The organism is Herbaspirillum sp. ST 5-3, assembly GCF_004804275.1.
Taxonomy (GTDB): domain Bacteria; phylum Pseudomonadota; class Gammaproteobacteria; order Burkholderiales; family Burkholderiaceae_D; genus Noviherbaspirillum.
In genome coordinates this window covers 75210-91977 of sequence record NZ_STGI01000016.1, presented here as the reverse complement: position 1 = coordinate 91977, position 16768 = coordinate 75210, and the positions used below count along the sequence as shown (strand labels likewise).

Genomic DNA, 16768 nt, shown 5'->3' with positions numbered 1-16768 from the left:
GCACATGCAGGTTGAGAACAATCGTGCCTTGCACATACTGCAAAGCGTCTTCGGCTATCCCTCGTTTCGCGGCCAGCAAGCCGAGATCGTGAACCACGTCGCCGGCGGCGGCGATGCGCTGGTGCTGATGCCGACCGGCGGCGGCAAATCCCTCTGTTACCAGATTCCTGCAATGCTGCGCGACGGCGTCGGCGTGGTTGTCTCGCCGCTGATTGCGCTGATGCAGGATCAGGTCGATGCGCTGGCCGAAGTGGGCGTGCGCGCGGCGTTTCTCAACTCGACGCAAAGCTTCGACGAAGCAATGCGCACCGAGCGCAAGGTACGCAACGGCGAGCTCGATCTGGTGTACGTCGCTCCCGAGCGGCTGATGACGCCACGCTGCCTCGAGTTGCTGGAAGCCTCGAAGATCGCCTTGTTTGCCATCGACGAGGCGCATTGCGTCTCGCAATGGGGCCACGACTTCCGGCCGGAATACATCAAGCTGTCGGTGCTGCACGAGCGCTTCCCGCAAGTGCCGCGCATTGCACTCACCGCGACCGCCGACCCGCAGACGCGCGCCGAGATTGCGCATCGATTGCAACTCGACGACGCGATGCAATTCGTGTCTTCGTTCGATCGTCCCAATATCCGTTATCAGATCGTCGAGAAATCCAATGGCCGCAAGCAAGTGCTGGATTTCATCAAGGAAGAGCATTCCGGCGAAGCCGGCATTGTCTATTGCCTCTCGCGCAAGAAAGTCGAGGAAACCGCGGAGTTCCTGAATGCGCATGGCGTGACGGCCTTGCCTTATCACGCGGGCATGGACATGAAGACGCGCACCGCCAATCAGGCGCGCTTCCTGCGCGAGGATGCGATCGTGATGGTGGCGACGATTGCCTTCGGCATGGGCATTGACAAGCCGGATGTGCGCTTCGTCGCGCACCTCGACCTGCCGAAGAGCATCGAGGGCTATTACCAGGAAACCGGACGCGCAGGCCGTGACGGCGGTCCGGCGGACGCGTGGATGGCGTACGGACTGCAGGACGTGGTGCAGCAGCGCCGCATGATCGACGAATCGGAAGCCGACGAGACCTTCAAGCGCGTGCAGACCGCCAAGCTCGATGCCATGCTCGGTTTGTGCGAGACGCTGAACTGCCGGCGCGTGCGCTTGCTCGATTATTTCGGGCAAGCTTCCGGGCCGTGCGGCAACTGCGACATCTGCCTTTCCCCGCCGGTATCGTTCGACGGCACGGTGCAGATGCAAAAGCTCCTGTCCACGATTTATCGCGTCGATCAGCGCTTCGGCGCGGGGCATGTGATCGATGTGCTGCGCGGCGCCGATTCGGAAAAGATCAAGCAGTGGCGGCACGAAAAACTGTCCACCTTCGGCATCGGCAGCGAGACCAGCGAAGCGGAATGGCGCGCCATCCTGCGCCAGGCGATTGCGCTGGGACTGGTGGTGGTCGACCACGACGCCTACGGTTCGCTGAAGCTGACCGATGAGGCGCGGCCGGTCCTTCGCGGCGAGCGAACAGTGCAACTGCGGCAATATCAAAAACCGGCGAAGAAGAAGCGCGAAACTTCCCGGACGAAAAACTACGTGGAAAGCGACCTGTCCTCGGCGGAGCAGGCGATTTTCGAGAAGCTGCGCTGGTGGCGCGTCGAAACCGCGCGCAAGCACAATGTGCCGGCCTATGTGATCTTCCACGATGCGACGATGCGCGAAATCGCCAAGGCGAAACCGGCATCGATCGGCGACCTGCGCAATATTTCCGGCGTGGGCGAGAAGAAGCTCGAAACCTATGGCGAAGAAATCATTTCGCTGATCGCGGAGATGGACTGATCGCGGCACGCGGCCGCGATCGACGCATCCTTATTTTTCGCCAGGCGAGTGAGGCGTATCCAGCGCCAGTTTTGAAGCGGCCTTGTCCGAAACGAATACCGCTCGGTGGCTTCCCCGCAAATCCCAGCCGAGAACCAGACGCACATCCGTGCTGCCGCGCAGCCTGGTGGTCGCCAGCAGGCTTGGCGGGTTCACGAATTTCTGACTCAGGCCGACCGCCTGCTCCCGGAAACCTTCACGATATTGAATGACCGTTTCCAGCTGGCGGAACGGCTTCTGGTTGGTCAGGTGAGCGGTTGCAATTCCCTCTTGCGCGAGTGCATTCGCCGCCTTCTTTGCCATGCCGTTGATCCCGTTGCCGTTGGAGATTTCAAGCCGGACTGGCTTGAGCGGATTGGATTCGACCCTGGCTGGCGCAGGCTCAAGCTTGACCGGCAGCAGCTGCGGAGCCGGCGATGCGGCGTCCGGATGCAGCACGATGGGTGATGTCTGGACAACAGCGGGCTGCGCTGCGGGCTGGACTTTCTCTTGTTCGGCAACAGCCGTCGGCCGATCCGTCGGACTTGCGCTGACTACCGGCTTCACCTGGGCACGCATCGTCGCGATCTGCGATCTTTCATCCTCGTTCAATTGCGTATAGGCTTGCGCGAGGTTGTTCGCTGTACGCGCATTCCGCGAGTCCAGCGCCAGTGCCTTGTCGTAGGCGGCAACCGCGCTGACGTAATTCTTCTGCAGGAAATAGGTGTAGCCGAGATTGTTATAGAGATGCGCGGCCTGCGGCGCCGTATTCAGCGCGGAAAGGAACTCGGCAATCGCCTTGTCGTATTCACCCTGCGCGGCATAGCTCGTCGCGATCGCGTTATGCGCCTCGACGAAATCCATGTTGATGTCGAGCGCCTTGCGATAGGCGTCGATGGCAAGGTCGAAGCGCTGCTGCCCCTGGTAATAGCGACCCAGCTGGTAATAATCCTGCGCGTCACTGCCCGCATGGCGGATTGCGAATACGGGCTCGACCCGTAGCGCCGCTTTCTCCTTCGGCTCGCTCTGGTTGAAAGTGCTGCAGCTCAGCAGCAAGGGAATGCTGGATGCCAGGGGCAGCAGACGCAGTATTCTTTTCATGATGTCCGTTCCTCTCGTGCGAAGGGGGGTCAATGTCCTGCCATGGCCGGCAGCAGGGCACGCGATATCTGGATGAAAGCCGGCCCCATGAGCACACCCAGCAGTGCCGGGAAGAAGCAGAAGATCAAGGGGAACAGCAGCTTCAATGCCACTTTCGCCGCGGCTTCCTCGGCGCGCTGGCGGCGCTTGATGCGCAGGCTTTCGGCATGCACCCGAAGGGACTCCGCCACGCTGGTACCGAAGCGCTCTGCCTGGATCAGCATCGCGACCAGCGAATCGATGTCTTCGACGCCGGTGCGCATAGCCAGGTTGCGCAGTGCCTTGTCTTTGGTGCTGCCGGCGCGCAGTTCGAGCGTGACAAGATGCAGTTCTTCGCTGAGGGCCGGCGAGGTCTCAGCCATTTCCTGCGCGATGCGCGCGATCGCCGCATCGATGGCGAGGCCGGCTTCGATGCAAATCGTCAGAAGGTCCAGGACTTCCGGAAAGCGTTCGAAGATTTCACGCTTGCGCACATTCACGATATGCGTCAGCACAAGGTTGGGCAGGAAGAAGCCGGCGGCCGACGCAATGACCAGGATGAGCAGGATTTGATTGGCCTTCATCGGGCTGGGGCTTGCCAGCAGGGCGAGCCAGAGCAGGGACGGGGCGGCAATGGCCAGCAATGTCTTGGCGGCGAAGTACACCGCGGGTGCACCGTCGCCGCGAAAACCGGCATTCATGAAGCGCGTGCGCAGCGCCGAATTTTCCCAGCCCTCGGCCGGCACCGACAGCTTCGCCAGCGGGCCGGACAGCTTTGCGAGGCGCACGACCCAATTCACGCCAGGGCCCGTCTCGGCGGACGCGACGTCGTTTGCATGGCGTCGCAGGCGCTGCTGCACGGGACTCGGCACGAGATACGAAATCAAGAACATGGCTCCTGCAAACGCAGAAATGAACACGGCGCCAAGGAAGAAAAACTGGACGACTGACATGATCGTGGCTCCTTGTCTTTACGTCACACTTTGATCCGGATGATCTTGCGCATCCAGATGACGCCGATGATCATCAGTATCATCATCACGGCAATGATTTTTTCACCCGCCGGGTCGGTCCAGAGTACCCGCATGAAGCGCGGATTGACGAAGTTCAGCACGAGGGCAAGAACGATCGGCAGCAGTCCGAGGATCCATGCGGACAGGCGCGCCTCGGCGGAATAGACGCGGATCTGGCCGAACAAACGCAGCCGTTCGCGCACGATCGTGGCGATCTTGACCAGAAGCTCGGCCAGGTTGCCCCCGGTCTCGCGCTGGATCAGCACCGCGACGACGAAATAGCCGATATCCGTCCCGGGCACGCGGAGCGCCAGGTGCTTGAGGGCGTCCTGCATCGGAATGCCGTAGTTCACCTCGTCGAACACGATCCGGAACTCGGACGCCAGCGGATCGCGCAGCTCCTGTCCGACCATTTGCACTGCGGAAGAAAAGGAGTGTCCGGCCCTGAGCGCACGGCTGATCAGCTCCAGAGCATCCGGGAGCTGTGCTTCGATGGTGCTCAGCCGCCTGCGTTTGGCGGTGGCCACCACGGCGAACGGAATGCCGCCCGCGACAAGCGCGCAAGCAATGGCAACCGCGACCGGCACATGCATCATCCACAACAGCACGAACGCGCCCAGAGAGCATCCCAGCGAGGCAGCGCAGAAGCGCGCCACGCTCATGTCGATTCCCGACGGTTCAAGCCAGCGATCGAGAATGTGTGCGTGGGGTATGCGCGACAGCAAGCGTTGCAGCGATGGCATCTTGCTGAAAAGCCGCTCCTTTAAGATGGACGAGTTCCCGGCGGCGCGACCGTCGCTGGACATGAGCTGGAGACGCTGCGCGATCCGCCTTGCCACGGGCCCGCGCGAAGCGTTCCATGTCAGGTACAAGCCTTCCAGCAGCAGCACCACCGCGATGAAGAGCGCGATGACGAAAAAAATATAGGCGTATCCCATGCTGTTCCCCAATCACGTCGTCACTTCATAGAGCCGGTTCGGATCGAACATCGTTTCAGGCAGGTCGATGCCGCGGATGTGCAGACGCTCGAGAAAACGGGGCCGCACCCCGAGAGCATGGAAATAGCCCTGCACCGCGCCCGTTTTCGTCACGCCCGTTTGCCGGAAGCCGAAGATTTCCTGCATCGTGACCACGTCGCCTTCCATTCCGGTGATTTCCTGGATGCTCACGACCTTGCGCTTGCCATCGAGCATCCGCGCCACCTGCACCACCACCGTGATCGCGGAGCTGATCTGGTAACGCGCCACTTTCGTCGGCTGGCTCATGCCGGCAAGACCGATCATGTTTTCCAGGCGTGTCAGCGCATCGCGCGGCGTGTTGGCATGGATGGTGGTAAGCGAGCCTTCATGGCCGGTGTTCATTGCCTGCAGCATGTCGATCACTTCCGGGCCGCGCACCTCGCCCACGATGATGCGGTCGGGCCGCATGCGCAGCGAATTGCGCACCAGCATGCGTTGTGTGACCTCGCCCTTGCCTTCGATGTTGGGCGGGCGCGATTCCAGCCGGACCACATGCGGTTGCTGCAGCTGCAATTCTGCTGCGTCCTCGATGGTCACGATGCGTTCGCTGGCGTCGATATAGCCGGACAGGATGTTCAGCAGTGTCGTCTTGCCGCTGCCGGTACCGCCGGAAATCACCATGTTGATCTTGGCTTTCGCAAGGGATTCCAGCATCAGCGCCATGTCTGGAATCAGGCTCTGGAGGTGCACGAAGTCATCCATGGTCAAGGCCTTGGCGGAGAAGCGGCGTATCGACAGGATGGGACCGTCCACCGCCAGCGGCGGAATGATTGCATTGACGCGCGATCCGTCGGGCAGGCGCGCGTCCACCATCGGGCTCGACTCGTCGATGCGCCGCCCGACGCCCGACACAATCTTGTCGATGATCTTCAGCAGATGCGCTTCGTCGTTGAACTTCACATCGGTCAGCTGCAGTTTGCCGAAGCGCTCGACATACACCTGCCTGCTGGTGTTCACCAGGATGTCCGTTACGCTCGGGTCGACCAGCAGCGGCTCCAGCGGGCCGAAGCCCATCATTTCGTACTGGATGTCGCGCACCACCGCGCGCCGTTCCGCATCGTTGAGAACGACGTTTTCGGATTTGAGCAGATCCTGCACCAGGCGCTTGAGTTCTTCCTTGAGTTGCTGCTCCCCCAGGTTTTCCATCGCTTTCAGATTGATCCGGTCCAGCAGTGTCTGATGCAGGCGGGCTTTCAGTTCGCGGTAGGCCTGGTTGTCGATGGTGCGCACGCTGCCGGGCACAAGTCCTGTGGCGCCGGATTCCTTTGCACTGCTTGCGCCGATGTTGAACTGTGTTCTTAAAGACATGAAGCCGCTCCTTGCTTTGATGGTCTGTCGTGTTGTCCGGGTCGGCTATCGGCTGGCATGCGTGCCGCTGCCGCGCTCGCCTTCGTAGCGTTTCAGCATGCGCTTGAACCAGGGGATTTCTTCCTGTTTCTCGCCCTGCACCAGTGAAGTGCTCCATTGGTTGAGTGCCTTGGCAACCGGGCTCGTCTTGCTCAGCAGCCCGATCGGAATGCCCTGGTTGATCGAGGCCGTCACCGCGTCGTAATGGTTCGGCACGATGCGCGAGAGCTTCATGCCGAGCGATTTCTCGAGGTCGGAAAGCTGGATGTCGCCTCCCTTGGCGTAGCGGTTGACCACCGGATGTATCTTGCTGCTCGGGTAATCCAGCGTATGGAAGACATCCAGCAGGCGCCGGGCATCGCGGATCACGGGCAGGGAGACCTGCATCACCGCATAGATCGCGTCGGCCTGATCCAGCGCCTTGATCGTCTGTGCGTCGAAATTGCAGCCGACATCGAGCACCACGAAATCGTAGAGCTCGCGCGCCATCCCGACGATGCGGTCGATGTGTTCCGGCCGGACTTCCATGCCCTCGACCGGATTATTGGGCGCGGCCAGGACGTCCAGGCCGGGTCCGGCCTGGGTCATGCTGGAGGCGAGAAGGGCGGCATCGAGCCGTTGAATGTTGTGCGCGACATCGGCCAGCGTGGTGGCGGGCGTCTGGTCGGAGAGGAACATCAGCGCGTCGCCGAACTGGCGGTTCAGATCGAGCAGTGCAACTTTCCTGTTCTGTTCCACTGCCAGCGTGTAGGCAAGATTGGTGGCAAGGAAGGTGGTGCCGGCGCCCGACTTGGCCGAGATGAACGAGAGTACCTGGCAGCCGCCATGCTGGACGGATTTTCTGGCCAGCGATTGTTCAATACGACCGATGGCCGCGCGCAGGACGTCGGCGGTGACGGGCAGTTTCAGGACGTCCTTGACCCCGGCGCGCATGGCACCGATCACGAAGTCCGGCGACACGCTGTCGCAGAGGATGATCAGCTTCGCATCCAGATGTGCGACATCCGCGTTTTCCAGCTTGCCGAGGCCGTCCTCGGTGCCATTGCGGTAATCAACGATGATCAGGTCGGGCCGCGTCCATTTCGCCACGCGCTCGATCTGTTCCAGGCTGCCTTCATGGAACGAAACGCCATGCTGGTCACCTCCCGCCTGGAGCATGTAGCGGATGCCCTCGGTCGTGCCCGTGTTCGACGAAATGATTGCGATCTTCATGTTATCCCCTGAACTGGTTACCGGCCCGTCACAGCAGGCCGAGGCTTTCTGCCGGCATGACAACGGTTGAGCCCGGTATGTCAACGGCGAACAAATTGAATGGCCACATGCCGAACAGCGGCACGTACTGCACCGGCGTGCATGCACCATCCTCCCCCATGCAGACCGTCACCTCGACGAAATTGATGCAGCTTGGCGTCTTGCTGACGCAGGCAGTGATGTTGTCGACCGGGCTTGGCGGCAGCGGGTCGGCGGGCACGCCGACGCCGGATGCATTGACCCGGTTCAGGTAGCGGATGTCGACCGCAAGATTGCTGATTTCGGCGGCACCGGGCAGTTGCACGACGCCGCTGGCATCAGGCTGGAACACGGCATAGCGCTGGATGGCGGGCGCGTCCTCCACATAGCGCACCACGGCTTCACGCGCGGCGCGGCGCGTGACCTCCTGCACGGTGTTCCAGAGATAGAACAGGCGGCCCATTTCGATGATGCCGAAGACGACGGTCAGGAAAGCGACGGCAACCAGCGCGAATTCGACGCTGGCGGCACCGTGTTGTGGGCAGGGAGGCTTTCGGAGCATGATCGACATTCCTCCTGTCACATGTAGCGCATCGTCGTGGCCGGCGCGAGCGTGACGGGAAGTGGCGCCAGGCTGCCGGCCGGGAAAACCACCGGGAACAGGTCGCCGACGGTCAGGCTGTAGCTGACATCGACGCGCAGGTAGTAGGGGGGATCGTTGTCGGCGCAAGCTTCCTCCCGGTAGTCGATGTCGTAGCAGGTTACCGCGACGTCGTCCGCGTCCAGTACGGCCGGCACGCCTGCCGCATGTGCCGCATTCACGACAAGCGCCGCGGCACTCGGGATGCCGTCGGTGGCGAAGCTTTCCGGCGCAGCCATCGAGAGCAGGCGGGCGGCGTCGCGCGTTGATTTGGCGAGCGCATCGTAATACCAGAAGGCGCGGCCCAGTTCGACGATCACGCCGGCCATGAGCAGCAACGGGATCAGCAGGAGCGCGAACTCCACCGCAGCCGAGCCGGATTGCCTGCGTGGTGCTGTGCGTGTGGCGAAGACAGGAAACATGATCGGTCACCGGAACAGGGTTATTTGCGCGGAAGGCTTGGGCGGTGTCGCCAGGCCCATGAATTCGCCGACGATCTCTTTCGGCAGGTTGGCCGGCTTCGTCATGAAGAACTGGCCGACACCGAGGACCGGGAGCTCCTGTTTGCACATGCCGGAACTCTTCACGACGCCTTCGCAATCAATGATGGCCAGGGTGAGAACCCGGCGCCCCGGGCGCGGCATATAGGCGCTCGATGCTGTTGGAGCCTGGAAGTAGGGCGCGACGCGTTGCTGATAGGGCGGCGGATCGGGATACGCGTTGGCGTTGCCGCCATAGAGCGTGGGCCAGTTGCCGGTCGTGTACTCCTGGCCGCTGGCATTCGACTCATGAATGGCCGACCACAGTACGCCGTAGTTGGCGAAATCGGCGGCAGTCGGGCCGGGCGGACGCGTTCCCGAGGATGTCATGGGCAAGTGGGTGTTCTTCGGGAAGTAGAAGGGTTTGCCTGTATTGGCTCCGCTGCTCCAGGTCGCAATGGATTGGCCGACGGGAGCAGGCGTCATCCACCGCGCATCCGAGGATGACGGCGAGCCGTTGGCGCATTCCACCTGCGTCAAACCCGTCGGCAGGCTGGGCTTGGCATTGTTGACGCAGTCGTACGGCTGCACATTCGTATCTGGAGGCGCGGTGGAAGGGTCGCATGCCTGGCCGCCCGAGTAGGATTTCGGGTCGCCAAAGCGCGAGTTGAGTGCGCGTTCCAGCGCTTCCTGGGTCCCGGTATTGATATAGACACGACCGCCGGGAAGCTGGATGTCGACGGCGGAGCGCCCGGTGCATACATACGGAACCATCACTGCTGTGCTGCCGTTGTTCGAATTACAGGCAACGCCGCTGCCCGGCGTGTCTACCGGATTGATCCAGATCGGATCGCCCGGCGTCAGCGGATTGAGGTCCGGAATGTTGTACGCCACACCCCGGATGAACCCGAATTCGGTGGCCGGGTCGCTGGAAATGCCGCATACGCCGACGGGGGTAACCTTGATGACGTAGCGCCCTGCCACGGCCCTGGCGGACAGGTCGAAATTCAGGATGTTCCAGATCCCCGCGAACCAGGAATCGAGCGTTCGTTTGCGGGTGTCGACCTCGATGTAAGACAATCCGGTAGCGGCGCCATCGGAGGTGACGCTGCCGAGGGAAACCATGCAATCCGGATCGGGGCAGCTGCCGACACGGATGTCCAATCCGCCGTCAGCCGCGTCCGTTCCCACCGGCAGGGAGAAATCAAAAACGTTGTGGCGAGCAATGCCGATCGCATCGGCCACACCCGCGTTGACGCCGGCGAGCGAATCGTTGAGCCGCTTCGCCCCGGCCAGCGCGGCCGCATCCGCGCCGTTCTGCAGGCCAGTCTTGGCGATATAGACATGGCCAAGATCGACCACCAGCGCGAGCATGCCCACCAGCAGGAACAGGAGGATGCCCGCCATGACGGCGATGGCGCCCTCCTGGCGTTTCATGAAGCAGGGCTTGCGATTCATCCTTGTCTCCATAGCGCATTCACGGCCGATGCAGGCGGGCGACGTTCAGCGCGAGCCGGAGCCCGAGCCGGAACTCGACCCGGCGCCGATGTTGATGCTGAAGGAGTTGGTCGGCGCCTTCGGCTGGCTGTAAGACTTCTTGTACTGTCCGATCGCCTCCTTCGCAGCCAGGCCGTCGACCTGGATGGCCTTGGTGCTGGAGGAGGCAGACGGATCCATCGTCTGCTGCGCCTTGAGGATGTTGACGCTGTCGCCGAAGCGGCTGTCCAGGTTGGGCGTGGACGAACATCCGGCGAACATTGCGCAGGCGATGAGTGTGGACACGGTCAGTGCGGTTTTCATGCGCATCTCCTATTTGAGTTCGAAGCCGGACGGTCCGCCGGAGGACGAGGCCGCGGGCGCGGCAGATTGCTGCGCGGGCTTGGCCGGCGCGGAGCCTTCCAGCTTCCCGCCGAGGAAGAACTCGCCGCGGCTGGGCGGCACGAAGCCGTCCGTGGGCAGCGGATAATTCGGCGCCAGCGGCTTGACCAGGCGCGGGGTTACGACGAATACAAGCTCGGTGCGGTCGTTCTGGAACTCGCTGCTGCGGAATAGCGCGCCCAGCACGGGGACTTCTCCGAGGAAGGGGAAGGCCTTGATGTTTTCGGTGACGTTGTTCTTGATCAGGCCGCCGATCGCGAAGCTCTGGCCGTCATGCAGTTGCACAGTGGTCGCAGCACGTCGCGTCGTGAACAGCGGCAGGATCGACGTGGTGCCGAGCGAGGAGATGCCGGCGCCTTCGCGCGACAGTTCGGACACCTCGGGAGCGACCTTCAGGTTGATGCGTCCACCGTCCAGCACCGTCGGCGTAAAGCGCAGGCTCACGCCGAACTCGCGCTCTTCCAGCGTAATGGTGTTGACCGGGTTGACGCCGCTCGTGGTCGAATAGACCGGGATGAAGATCTTGCCGCCGGCGAGGAAGCTGCCTTCCTGTCCGCTGACCGCCATCACGGTCGGTTCGGCAAGGACTTTCACCAGGCCGTCCTTCTTCTCGGCGTCGACGGTGACGGAATCGCCGTTGGGCGATTTCGTGATGTTGAGCTTGCCGGCACCATCGGAGAGGAAGTTCGACAACAGCGAGGCCGTCCAGTCGCCGCGATGCAGGGTGCCAGAGAGGTTCACGCCCAGTTTGTCGAGCAAGGTCTTGGAAATTTCCGCCACCTTCACTTCCAGCATCACCTGCTGTGGCGCGGCCACCGCCAGCATGTTGACGATGCGTTCGTCGCTTGTGCTGCCTGCAGCCCCTTTGCCGCCGCCCTTGCGCACGAAGGCGCTGGCGATCGAAATCGCGTTCTCCACTGCTAGCGCATCGGCCACGGTGCCGCTCAGGACCAGCGAATCCGCCACCGCACCGACCTTGATGTTCTTCTCGGCGGGCAGCAATTGCCGCAGCTTGGCCTCGACAGAGGCCGTATCCACGCCGACTGCGACTTCCACCATCGCGCAGCGGCCTTCCTTGTTCTGGAACATCAGGTTGGTCGACCCGATCTGTTTGCCGAACAGGAAGAACATGGCGCGCGGCGTCGGCGAGGTCATCGGTTCGACCTGGACGATATCCGGATCGCCGACCGTGCGCAGCCACGCCGGACTGGGCAAGTTCAATTGGCGCAAGTCGAGCAGCGCCGATTTCGCCGCCGGCACGCTCATGTAGGCGGTCGGCGCCAGTTCATCGACGCAGGTCGGCGTCGCCAGCGGGGCGGGCGCCGTGCCGGATTTCACCGCTTTCTTGTCGCCGGGCTTGGCGACGGCCTTGGTCACGACTTCCTTCGAAGTGGCAGAGGCTTCGTCCTTCTTGCTCTGCGCTTGCGCGGCGGGCGGCAGTCCGAGCGCGAGGAGGGTGGCGACCGTCAGGAGGCAAGGGCAGAAGCGGTCGATGGCGTGCGATGCCGGCTTGGTATTATTTTTCATGGCTCTTCCTCTATTCCTGCAGTTGGTAGCATTGGGTGATGCGGCCGTCGCCCGTGATCACTTCCTGGCATTGCTCCTTGTGCGCGGACGGCTTCGGGGCGGTGGCTCTTTTCGCCGCGCGGACTTTCTTCACCGATGCCGGCTTGGGAGCGGGCGCGTTCGCTTGTGGCGTATAGGCCACTGGGTTCAGTAGCGACTGCTTGGTCGCGCCGTCGGTTTGTGCGGGCGTGGGATCGATCTGATTGCGCAACGCGAGCGAGAGTTGGCCGACGCTGCGCGCCAGGTCCAGTTTTTCCGCTTCCTCCGGCGTCACTTCGAGCGTGACCGCATTCACCACCTTCGGTTTGGTTTCATCGCGGCTGGCTTCCTGCGCGACGGCCAGCACCAGAATGTGTTCGAGCACGATCTTGGAAATGTTGTTGTCGCGCCCGCTGCTCTTGTCCTTGTTTTCCGACTGCGTGCTGACCAGGATGTCGACATAGTTGCCGGGCAGCGCAAAGCCCGCCACGCCCACCACGTCATTCACGCGCACCGTCATCGCGCGCTTGCCCTCGGCCACTACCGCCGACAGTCCTCCCTTGGTACCCACCGGCGCGAGCTTCGACTCGAGCACCGGCTCGCCACGCTGCAGGCTCACACGCGCGACGCGAGTGTCGATCTTCTTCAGGTCATTGGCGCTGCCCGTGGGCAGGCTTCCCGCCGGCCAGTCGACCAGCCGGATCATGTCGGGCGTCAGCCGCGTGCCGAGGTTGATGTCGGTGGCGGCCACTACCACCTTGTTGGTGGAGAGGCCAGCCTTTTCGGAGATCCACTGTGATGCAAACAGGACCGCAGCAATCGCCGCGAGAATGGACACGCCGATCATGATGATTGCTCTGGTGTTTTTCATATGGCCTTCTGCATGTTGTTATGATCGATTCGACTTCCATGCCAGGCATGGAGCCCTCCCTTGCGCGAGGAAATCGGTCATGAAGTATTGATGTCCTGGCTGCGCATCATCGGCTCCATGAATAGAAGTAGAAAACGTCCCGGTGGCCGAGTGCAGCCAGCCCCAGGTAAATGAATGTTCCGAGCGTGATGGCGCTCGCATACGGCAGCCTGCCGGCGGAATCGGGAACGGCGTCCAGTACTGGCGCCTCATGCAAGCTCGCCTTGAAATAACTTGCCAGCAGCATGGTCTGCAGATTGCGCAACATCCGCCCGAATGAACCGGAGTAAAGTGTGAAACCGATCGCGAGCAGACCGCCGGTCAGCATCATGAACGCGATGACGTAGACGATCGCGTGCGGGCCGAGAAATGCACCGATCATGGTGATCAGCTTGGCGTCGCCGGCGCCCACGATGTGCAGCGCATACAGGGGCAGCATGATGGCGAGTCCGAGGCCCAGACCATACAGCGCCATGCGCAAGCCGAGCGCGCCCGGCAGCGCGCTGGCGAATCCGTTTCCTTCGGGAAGAAAACAGTTGAAAAGGAGACCCAGGACCGCGCCGCCATACACCAGCGTATTGGGAATGCGATAGCGCTTGATGTCGGACCACGTTGCGGCGATCAGCAGTGCGCACAGAGTGGCGACAACGACGGCGGCAACGTTTGCAGGAGTCAGGAATTCCATCTCGGCTTCCCCAGGGTACTTGCTTGGTTCCATCTTCATCGATGCCTGTCGCGGAAGGCGGCTGCCGGAAGCGGCAGCCGCAGTCGGCAACGATCATCCGGCCTCGACGAAAAGCTGGCAAACTGCGTTTTCATCAAGCGAGCGACACCCTCGGCAGGAAATCGCCGTACCGGAAGTCAGGCCCGATGTTGCCGTGGCCTGTTCAGTTCTGTCGGAAAGTGTCGATCGGCCAGCGTGTCATACGTCCACGCTGATGCCTGTTGCGCGATGTTTTGCGGAAGGCCTCGAGGCGGTGACGATGTCAGCAGCCGGCAGCAACGTCGTGGCCCGGAATTGCGTTCAACACATTGCAGAATGCTGTTTGCAATGTGGTACCCAACGACGCTACAACAGCAACGATAACCGCAGCAATCAATGCAACGAGCAAACCATATTCCACGCCAGCAGCACCGCTTTCATCGAGAAGAAACTTCTTGATTGCATTCATAGTGAACTCCCTAGAGGTTGAATGAAGATTGCAACTTGCTTGTTCTAAATCGGCATTGCCGTTGATCATTGAAGCTGCTCATCCAACGTTGCCGATCGGAGAACTCGTGATGACTGGAAAGCAGTTTCCGCCAAGCTCTGATTTGCGAGTTGATGAGAAACAAACAGCTCAGTGCGTGGGGGGAATTTTTTGACTGAGAGTTAAGAAAGTCTGATCGAGGTCAAACGAAATGGCGGCGCGTCACCGCATTCCATTAATGCTTGGAAATTATTGGACGAAGAATGAGCACGAAGAGGAAATTAATTTCCCCATGGAGAGGAAATGCAGAAAAATTATTGCGACGTGCTTGCCGAGATGAATGGTTCTGCGCAGAAAAGAGATGTGAAGCTTACCTCGCATCACGCTCATTCTTGATTGCGCGGTGCGATCGTTCAATCGCCCCGATTCAACGCTTTACAAACACCAGGTCCCACACGCCATGCCCAAGTCGGAGTCCGCGATTCTCGAACTTCGTCACGGGACGATATGCAGGGCGCGGCGCGTAGCCATCGGCTGTGTTCTGCAAGGCAGGTTCGTCGCCCAATACCTGCAGCATTTGCTCCGCATAATCCTGCCAGTCGGTCGCGCAATGGATGTAGGCGCCGGGCTTGAGGCGCGACACCAGCAGCTTCACGAAGGGCGCCTGGATCAGGCGCCGCTTGTTATGCCGCGCCTTGTGCCACGGATCGGGAAAGAAGATGTGCACGCCGTCGAGCGACTCAGTTGCGATCATGTGCGTGATCACCTCGAAGGCATCATGCTGGATGATGCGCAGGTTGGCGAGTTGTTGTTCGCCGATGAGTTTGAGCAGGCTGCCCACGCCCGGCGTATGGACTTCCACACCGATGAAATTCTTTTCAGGCATGCCGGCGGCGATCTTCGCCGTGGTGTCGCCCATGCCGAAGCCGATTTCCAGGATGGTCGGTGCGGATCGCCCGAACGCCTGGTCGAAGTCGAATGGCGCCTTGACATAGGGAATGCAGAATTGCGGACCCAGCGTCTCAAGCGCTTTCGCCTGCGCGGTGGAAAGGCGTCCGGCGCGCGTCACGAAGCTGCGGATGCGGCGTTCCGTCGGGTCGTACAGCATCTGCCGGTTGGCGTCGTCGGAGTGGTTGTCGGACATGCTCGATGAAGGGTGAATTTGTCAATAAAAAAGGCACCGCTCGGTGCCCGATTGACCTGGAGCGGGTGAAGGGAATCGAACCCTCGTCGTAAGCTTGGGAAGCTTCTGCTCTACCATTGAGCTACACCCGCGGAACCCGCATTTTACGCGGGATTGAAGCCGGTATGCAAATGCGCTTTGTCCGGCTGTGGCTCACGAGAACAAACGCATGTCTGTCGGTGGCTCCAATTCCGTCACTTCAACGCGGTTGCGGCCGTTGGCCTTCGCACGGTACAGCGCCTGGTCGGCCTTCGACAGCAAGCTGTCCACATCCGTGCTGCCGGCCGTGACGGCGCCGACACCGACGCTCACGGTGTAGGGCGGCAAGTCGGTCGAGGTGCCCGCCGCAATCCTGCCGCAGATTCGCTCGGCGACGGCTTTGGCCTCTTCCAGCGTGGTCTCGGGCAGCAGGGCAATAAACTCCTCGCCGCCGTAGCGCCCAAGCGAATCCGGGCCGCGCAGCAGTTCGCGGGCGCGATGGGCAAAATCGACGATCACATGATCGCCGACGACGTGGCCGAAGCGATCATTGATCGATTTGAAGTTGTCCAGGTCGAACATCAGCAAGGCCGGCAGGCGTCCGGTGCGGCGCGCGCGGGCCAGCTCCTTCGTCAGTAATTCGAGGAAGGCGCTGCGCGCGAAAGCGCCGGTCAACTGATCGTGGGACGCGATGAATTCGAGCGTGCTGCGCAGTCGTTCGTTGGCCATCATCATGGCACCCAGGGTGATCGCGAGCACGGAAAACGCCATCGCTGCCAGGTACGCTTTCTGCGCAATGGTGGGTTCCAGCAAATCGGCGGCGGAATCGACATGGAACAGCAACATGATGGCGCGAACGGCGGAGATTGTACCAATGGTGGCGAATACGATGCAGGTAAAACGACCGGCGAGTGTCTTGCCGCTCGTCGCGTACACCAGCCGCATGCATTCGAAAAACAAGACCGTGTCGGTGAAGGTCACCAGCAATGCGCGCGCCTGGTATCGATTGTCGACATAGGTGAACCACGCGACATAACTGGTCAGCAGCGCCAGCACCACGAACAGCAAGCGGGTTTGCGGCGGCATGCCGGCGAAATGGCGAAATCCTGCGTAAAACGACATGATGCCCGCAACCAGCATGGCATTGCCGAGAATGACGGAAAAGAAGACGGGAACGAGGCCGGTCAGGCCGAACAGGGTGCTGGCGATCACCATGCCGAACAGGCCGCGGCTCCAGTGTACGAGGCCGCCGATGGTCGGAGGAAAACTGCGGCGCAGCATGAACAGGATCACCGAGCACATGAGGCCCAGCAAGCTTGCCACGAAGACCAGTGAGCGAGGATCGAGTTCCGACAAGGTTCATCCCTCCTTGTCGGAATATAACCATATCCCACAG

The 16768-nt window shown here is 61.4% G+C and carries 16 protein-coding genes and 1 tRNA gene; 1 reads left to right on the top strand and 16 read right to left on the bottom strand.

Annotated elements, in window-relative coordinates; translation table 11 throughout:
• The first annotated feature begins 4 nt into the window (after positions 1-4).
• Positions 5-1822 (top strand): DNA helicase RecQ, encoded by a 1818-nt coding sequence (recQ, locus tag E6W33_RS23655; protein WP_136419835.1) that lies wholly within the window; start codon positions 5-7, stop codon positions 1820-1822.
• A 30-nt stretch (positions 1823-1852) separates the two neighbouring features.
• Here recQ and E6W33_RS23650 read toward each other — a convergent pair whose 3' ends face one another.
• The 16 genes from E6W33_RS23650 to E6W33_RS23575 form a co-directional block, all read right to left on the bottom strand.
• Positions 1853-2941, bottom strand: coding sequence for a LytR C-terminal domain-containing protein (locus E6W33_RS23650; protein WP_136419834.1), 1089 nt, complete (start codon positions 2939-2941; stop codon positions 1853-1855).
• A gap of 29 nt (positions 2942-2970) precedes the next feature.
• Positions 2971-3912: a type II secretion system F family protein gene (locus E6W33_RS23645; RefSeq protein ID WP_136419833.1), complete on the bottom strand. Its 942-nt coding sequence runs from the start codon at positions 3910-3912 to the stop codon at positions 2971-2973.
• 23 nt (positions 3913-3935) lie between these two features.
• Positions 3936-4910: a type II secretion system F family protein gene (locus E6W33_RS23640; RefSeq protein ID WP_136419832.1), complete on the bottom strand. Its 975-nt coding sequence runs from the start codon at positions 4908-4910 to the stop codon at positions 3936-3938.
• Between the two features lie 12 nt (positions 4911-4922).
• Positions 4923-6299: a CpaF family protein gene (locus tag E6W33_RS23635; RefSeq protein WP_136419831.1), complete on the bottom strand. Its 1377-nt coding sequence runs from the start codon at positions 6297-6299 to the stop codon at positions 4923-4925.
• A gap of 45 nt (positions 6300-6344) precedes the next feature.
• Positions 6345-7550: an AAA family ATPase gene (locus E6W33_RS23630; protein ID WP_168798737.1), complete on the bottom strand. Its 1206-nt coding sequence runs from the start codon at positions 7548-7550 to the stop codon at positions 6345-6347.
• A gap of 28 nt (positions 7551-7578) precedes the next feature.
• The gene (locus tag E6W33_RS23625) at positions 7579-8130 is read right to left on the bottom strand and encodes a TadE family protein (protein ID WP_136419829.1); all 552 of its coding nucleotides are present in this window, start codon (positions 8128-8130) and stop codon (positions 7579-7581) included.
• A 17-nt stretch (positions 8131-8147) separates the two neighbouring features.
• A complete protein-coding gene (locus E6W33_RS23620; protein WP_136419828.1) occupies positions 8148-8630 on the bottom strand; it encodes a TadE/TadG family type IV pilus assembly protein in 483 nt (160 codons plus the stop codon).
• A gap of 6 nt (positions 8631-8636) precedes the next feature.
• Positions 8637-10145 carry a Tad domain-containing protein gene (locus E6W33_RS23615; protein WP_168798736.1) on the bottom strand — a complete coding sequence of 503 codons (1509 nt, stop codon included), beginning with the start codon at positions 10143-10145 and terminating at the stop codon, positions 8637-8639.
• A gap of 45 nt (positions 10146-10190) precedes the next feature.
• Positions 10191-10487 carry a hypothetical protein gene (locus E6W33_RS23610; RefSeq protein WP_136419826.1) on the bottom strand — a complete coding sequence of 99 codons (297 nt, stop codon included), beginning with the start codon at positions 10485-10487 and terminating at the stop codon, positions 10191-10193.
• 9 nt (positions 10488-10496) lie between these two features.
• Positions 10497-12092: a type II and III secretion system protein family protein gene (locus tag E6W33_RS23605; protein ID WP_247869760.1), complete on the bottom strand. Its 1596-nt coding sequence runs from the start codon at positions 12090-12092 to the stop codon at positions 10497-10499.
• Between the two features lie 10 nt (positions 12093-12102).
• The gene (gene cpaB, locus E6W33_RS23600) at positions 12103-12981 is read right to left on the bottom strand and encodes a Flp pilus assembly protein CpaB (protein WP_136419825.1); all 879 of its coding nucleotides are present in this window, start codon (positions 12979-12981) and stop codon (positions 12103-12105) included.
• Positions 12982-13087: 106 nt separating this feature from the next.
• Positions 13088-13738, bottom strand: coding sequence for a prepilin peptidase (locus E6W33_RS23595; protein ID WP_168798735.1), 651 nt, complete (start codon positions 13736-13738; stop codon positions 13088-13090).
• Positions 13739-14006: 268 nt separating this feature from the next.
• Positions 14007-14261 (bottom strand): Flp family type IVb pilin, encoded by a 255-nt coding sequence (locus E6W33_RS23590; RefSeq protein WP_247869759.1) that lies wholly within the window; start codon positions 14259-14261, stop codon positions 14007-14009.
• Positions 14262-14637: 376 nt separating this feature from the next.
• Positions 14638-15354, bottom strand: a complete 717-nt coding sequence (gene trmB, locus E6W33_RS23585) for a tRNA (guanosine(46)-N7)-methyltransferase TrmB (protein ID WP_247869758.1) — start codon at positions 15352-15354, stop codon at positions 14638-14640.
• Between the two features lie 57 nt (positions 15355-15411).
• Positions 15412-15485, bottom strand: a tRNA-Gly gene (locus tag E6W33_RS23580).
• Between the two features lie 61 nt (positions 15486-15546).
• Complete coding sequence (locus E6W33_RS23575) at positions 15547-16728, bottom strand: GGDEF domain-containing protein (RefSeq protein WP_136419823.1); 1182 nt, start codon at positions 16726-16728, stop codon at positions 15547-15549.
• Between the last annotated feature and the right edge of the window lie 40 nt (positions 16729-16768).

What these genes read in the sequence shown, in the direction of transcription:
- recQ (WP_136419835.1), top strand. Translation starts at nt 5, where the DNA reads ATGCAGGTTGAGAACAATCGTGCCTTGCACATACTGCAAAGCGTCTTC.
- E6W33_RS23650 (WP_136419834.1), bottom strand. Translation starts at nt 2,941, where the DNA reads ATGAAAAGAATACTGCGTCTGCTGCCCCTGGCATCCAGCATTCCCTTG.
- E6W33_RS23645 (WP_136419833.1), bottom strand. Translation starts at nt 3,912, where the DNA reads ATGTCAGTCGTCCAGTTTTTCTTCCTTGGCGCCGTGTTCATTTCTGCG.
- E6W33_RS23640 (WP_136419832.1), bottom strand. Translation starts at nt 4,910, where the DNA reads ATGGGATACGCCTATATTTTTTTCGTCATCGCGCTCTTCATCGCGGTG.
- E6W33_RS23635 (WP_136419831.1), bottom strand. Translation starts at nt 6,299, where the DNA reads ATGTCTTTAAGAACACAGTTCAACATCGGCGCAAGCAGTGCAAAGGAA.
- E6W33_RS23630 (WP_168798737.1), bottom strand. Translation starts at nt 7,550, where the DNA reads ATGAAGATCGCAATCATTTCGTCGAACACGGGCACGACCGAGGGCATC.
- E6W33_RS23625 (WP_136419829.1), bottom strand. Translation starts at nt 8,130, where the DNA reads ATGCTCCGAAAGCCTCCCTGCCCACAACACGGTGCCGCCAGCGTCGAA.
- E6W33_RS23620 (WP_136419828.1), bottom strand. Translation starts at nt 8,630, where the DNA reads ATGTTTCCTGTCTTCGCCACACGCACAGCACCACGCAGGCAATCCGGC.
- E6W33_RS23615 (WP_168798736.1), bottom strand. Translation starts at nt 10,145, where the DNA reads ATGAATCGCAAGCCCTGCTTCATGAAACGCCAGGAGGGCGCCATCGCC.
- E6W33_RS23610 (WP_136419826.1), bottom strand. Translation starts at nt 10,487, where the DNA reads ATGAAAACCGCACTGACCGTGTCCACACTCATCGCCTGCGCAATGTTC.
- E6W33_RS23605 (WP_247869760.1), bottom strand. Translation starts at nt 12,092, where the DNA reads ATGAAAAATAATACCAAGCCGGCATCGCACGCCATCGACCGCTTCTGC.
- cpaB (WP_136419825.1), bottom strand. Translation starts at nt 12,981, where the DNA reads ATGAAAAACACCAGAGCAATCATCATGATCGGCGTGTCCATTCTCGCG.
- E6W33_RS23595 (WP_168798735.1), bottom strand. Translation starts at nt 13,738, where the DNA reads ATGGAACCAAGCAAGTACCCTGGGGAAGCCGAGATGGAATTCCTGACT.
- E6W33_RS23590 (WP_247869759.1), bottom strand. Translation starts at nt 14,261, where the DNA reads ATGATCAACGGCAATGCCGATTTAGAACAAGCAAGTTGCAATCTTCAT.
- trmB (WP_247869758.1), bottom strand. Translation starts at nt 15,354, where the DNA reads ATGTCCGACAACCACTCCGACGACGCCAACCGGCAGATGCTGTACGAC.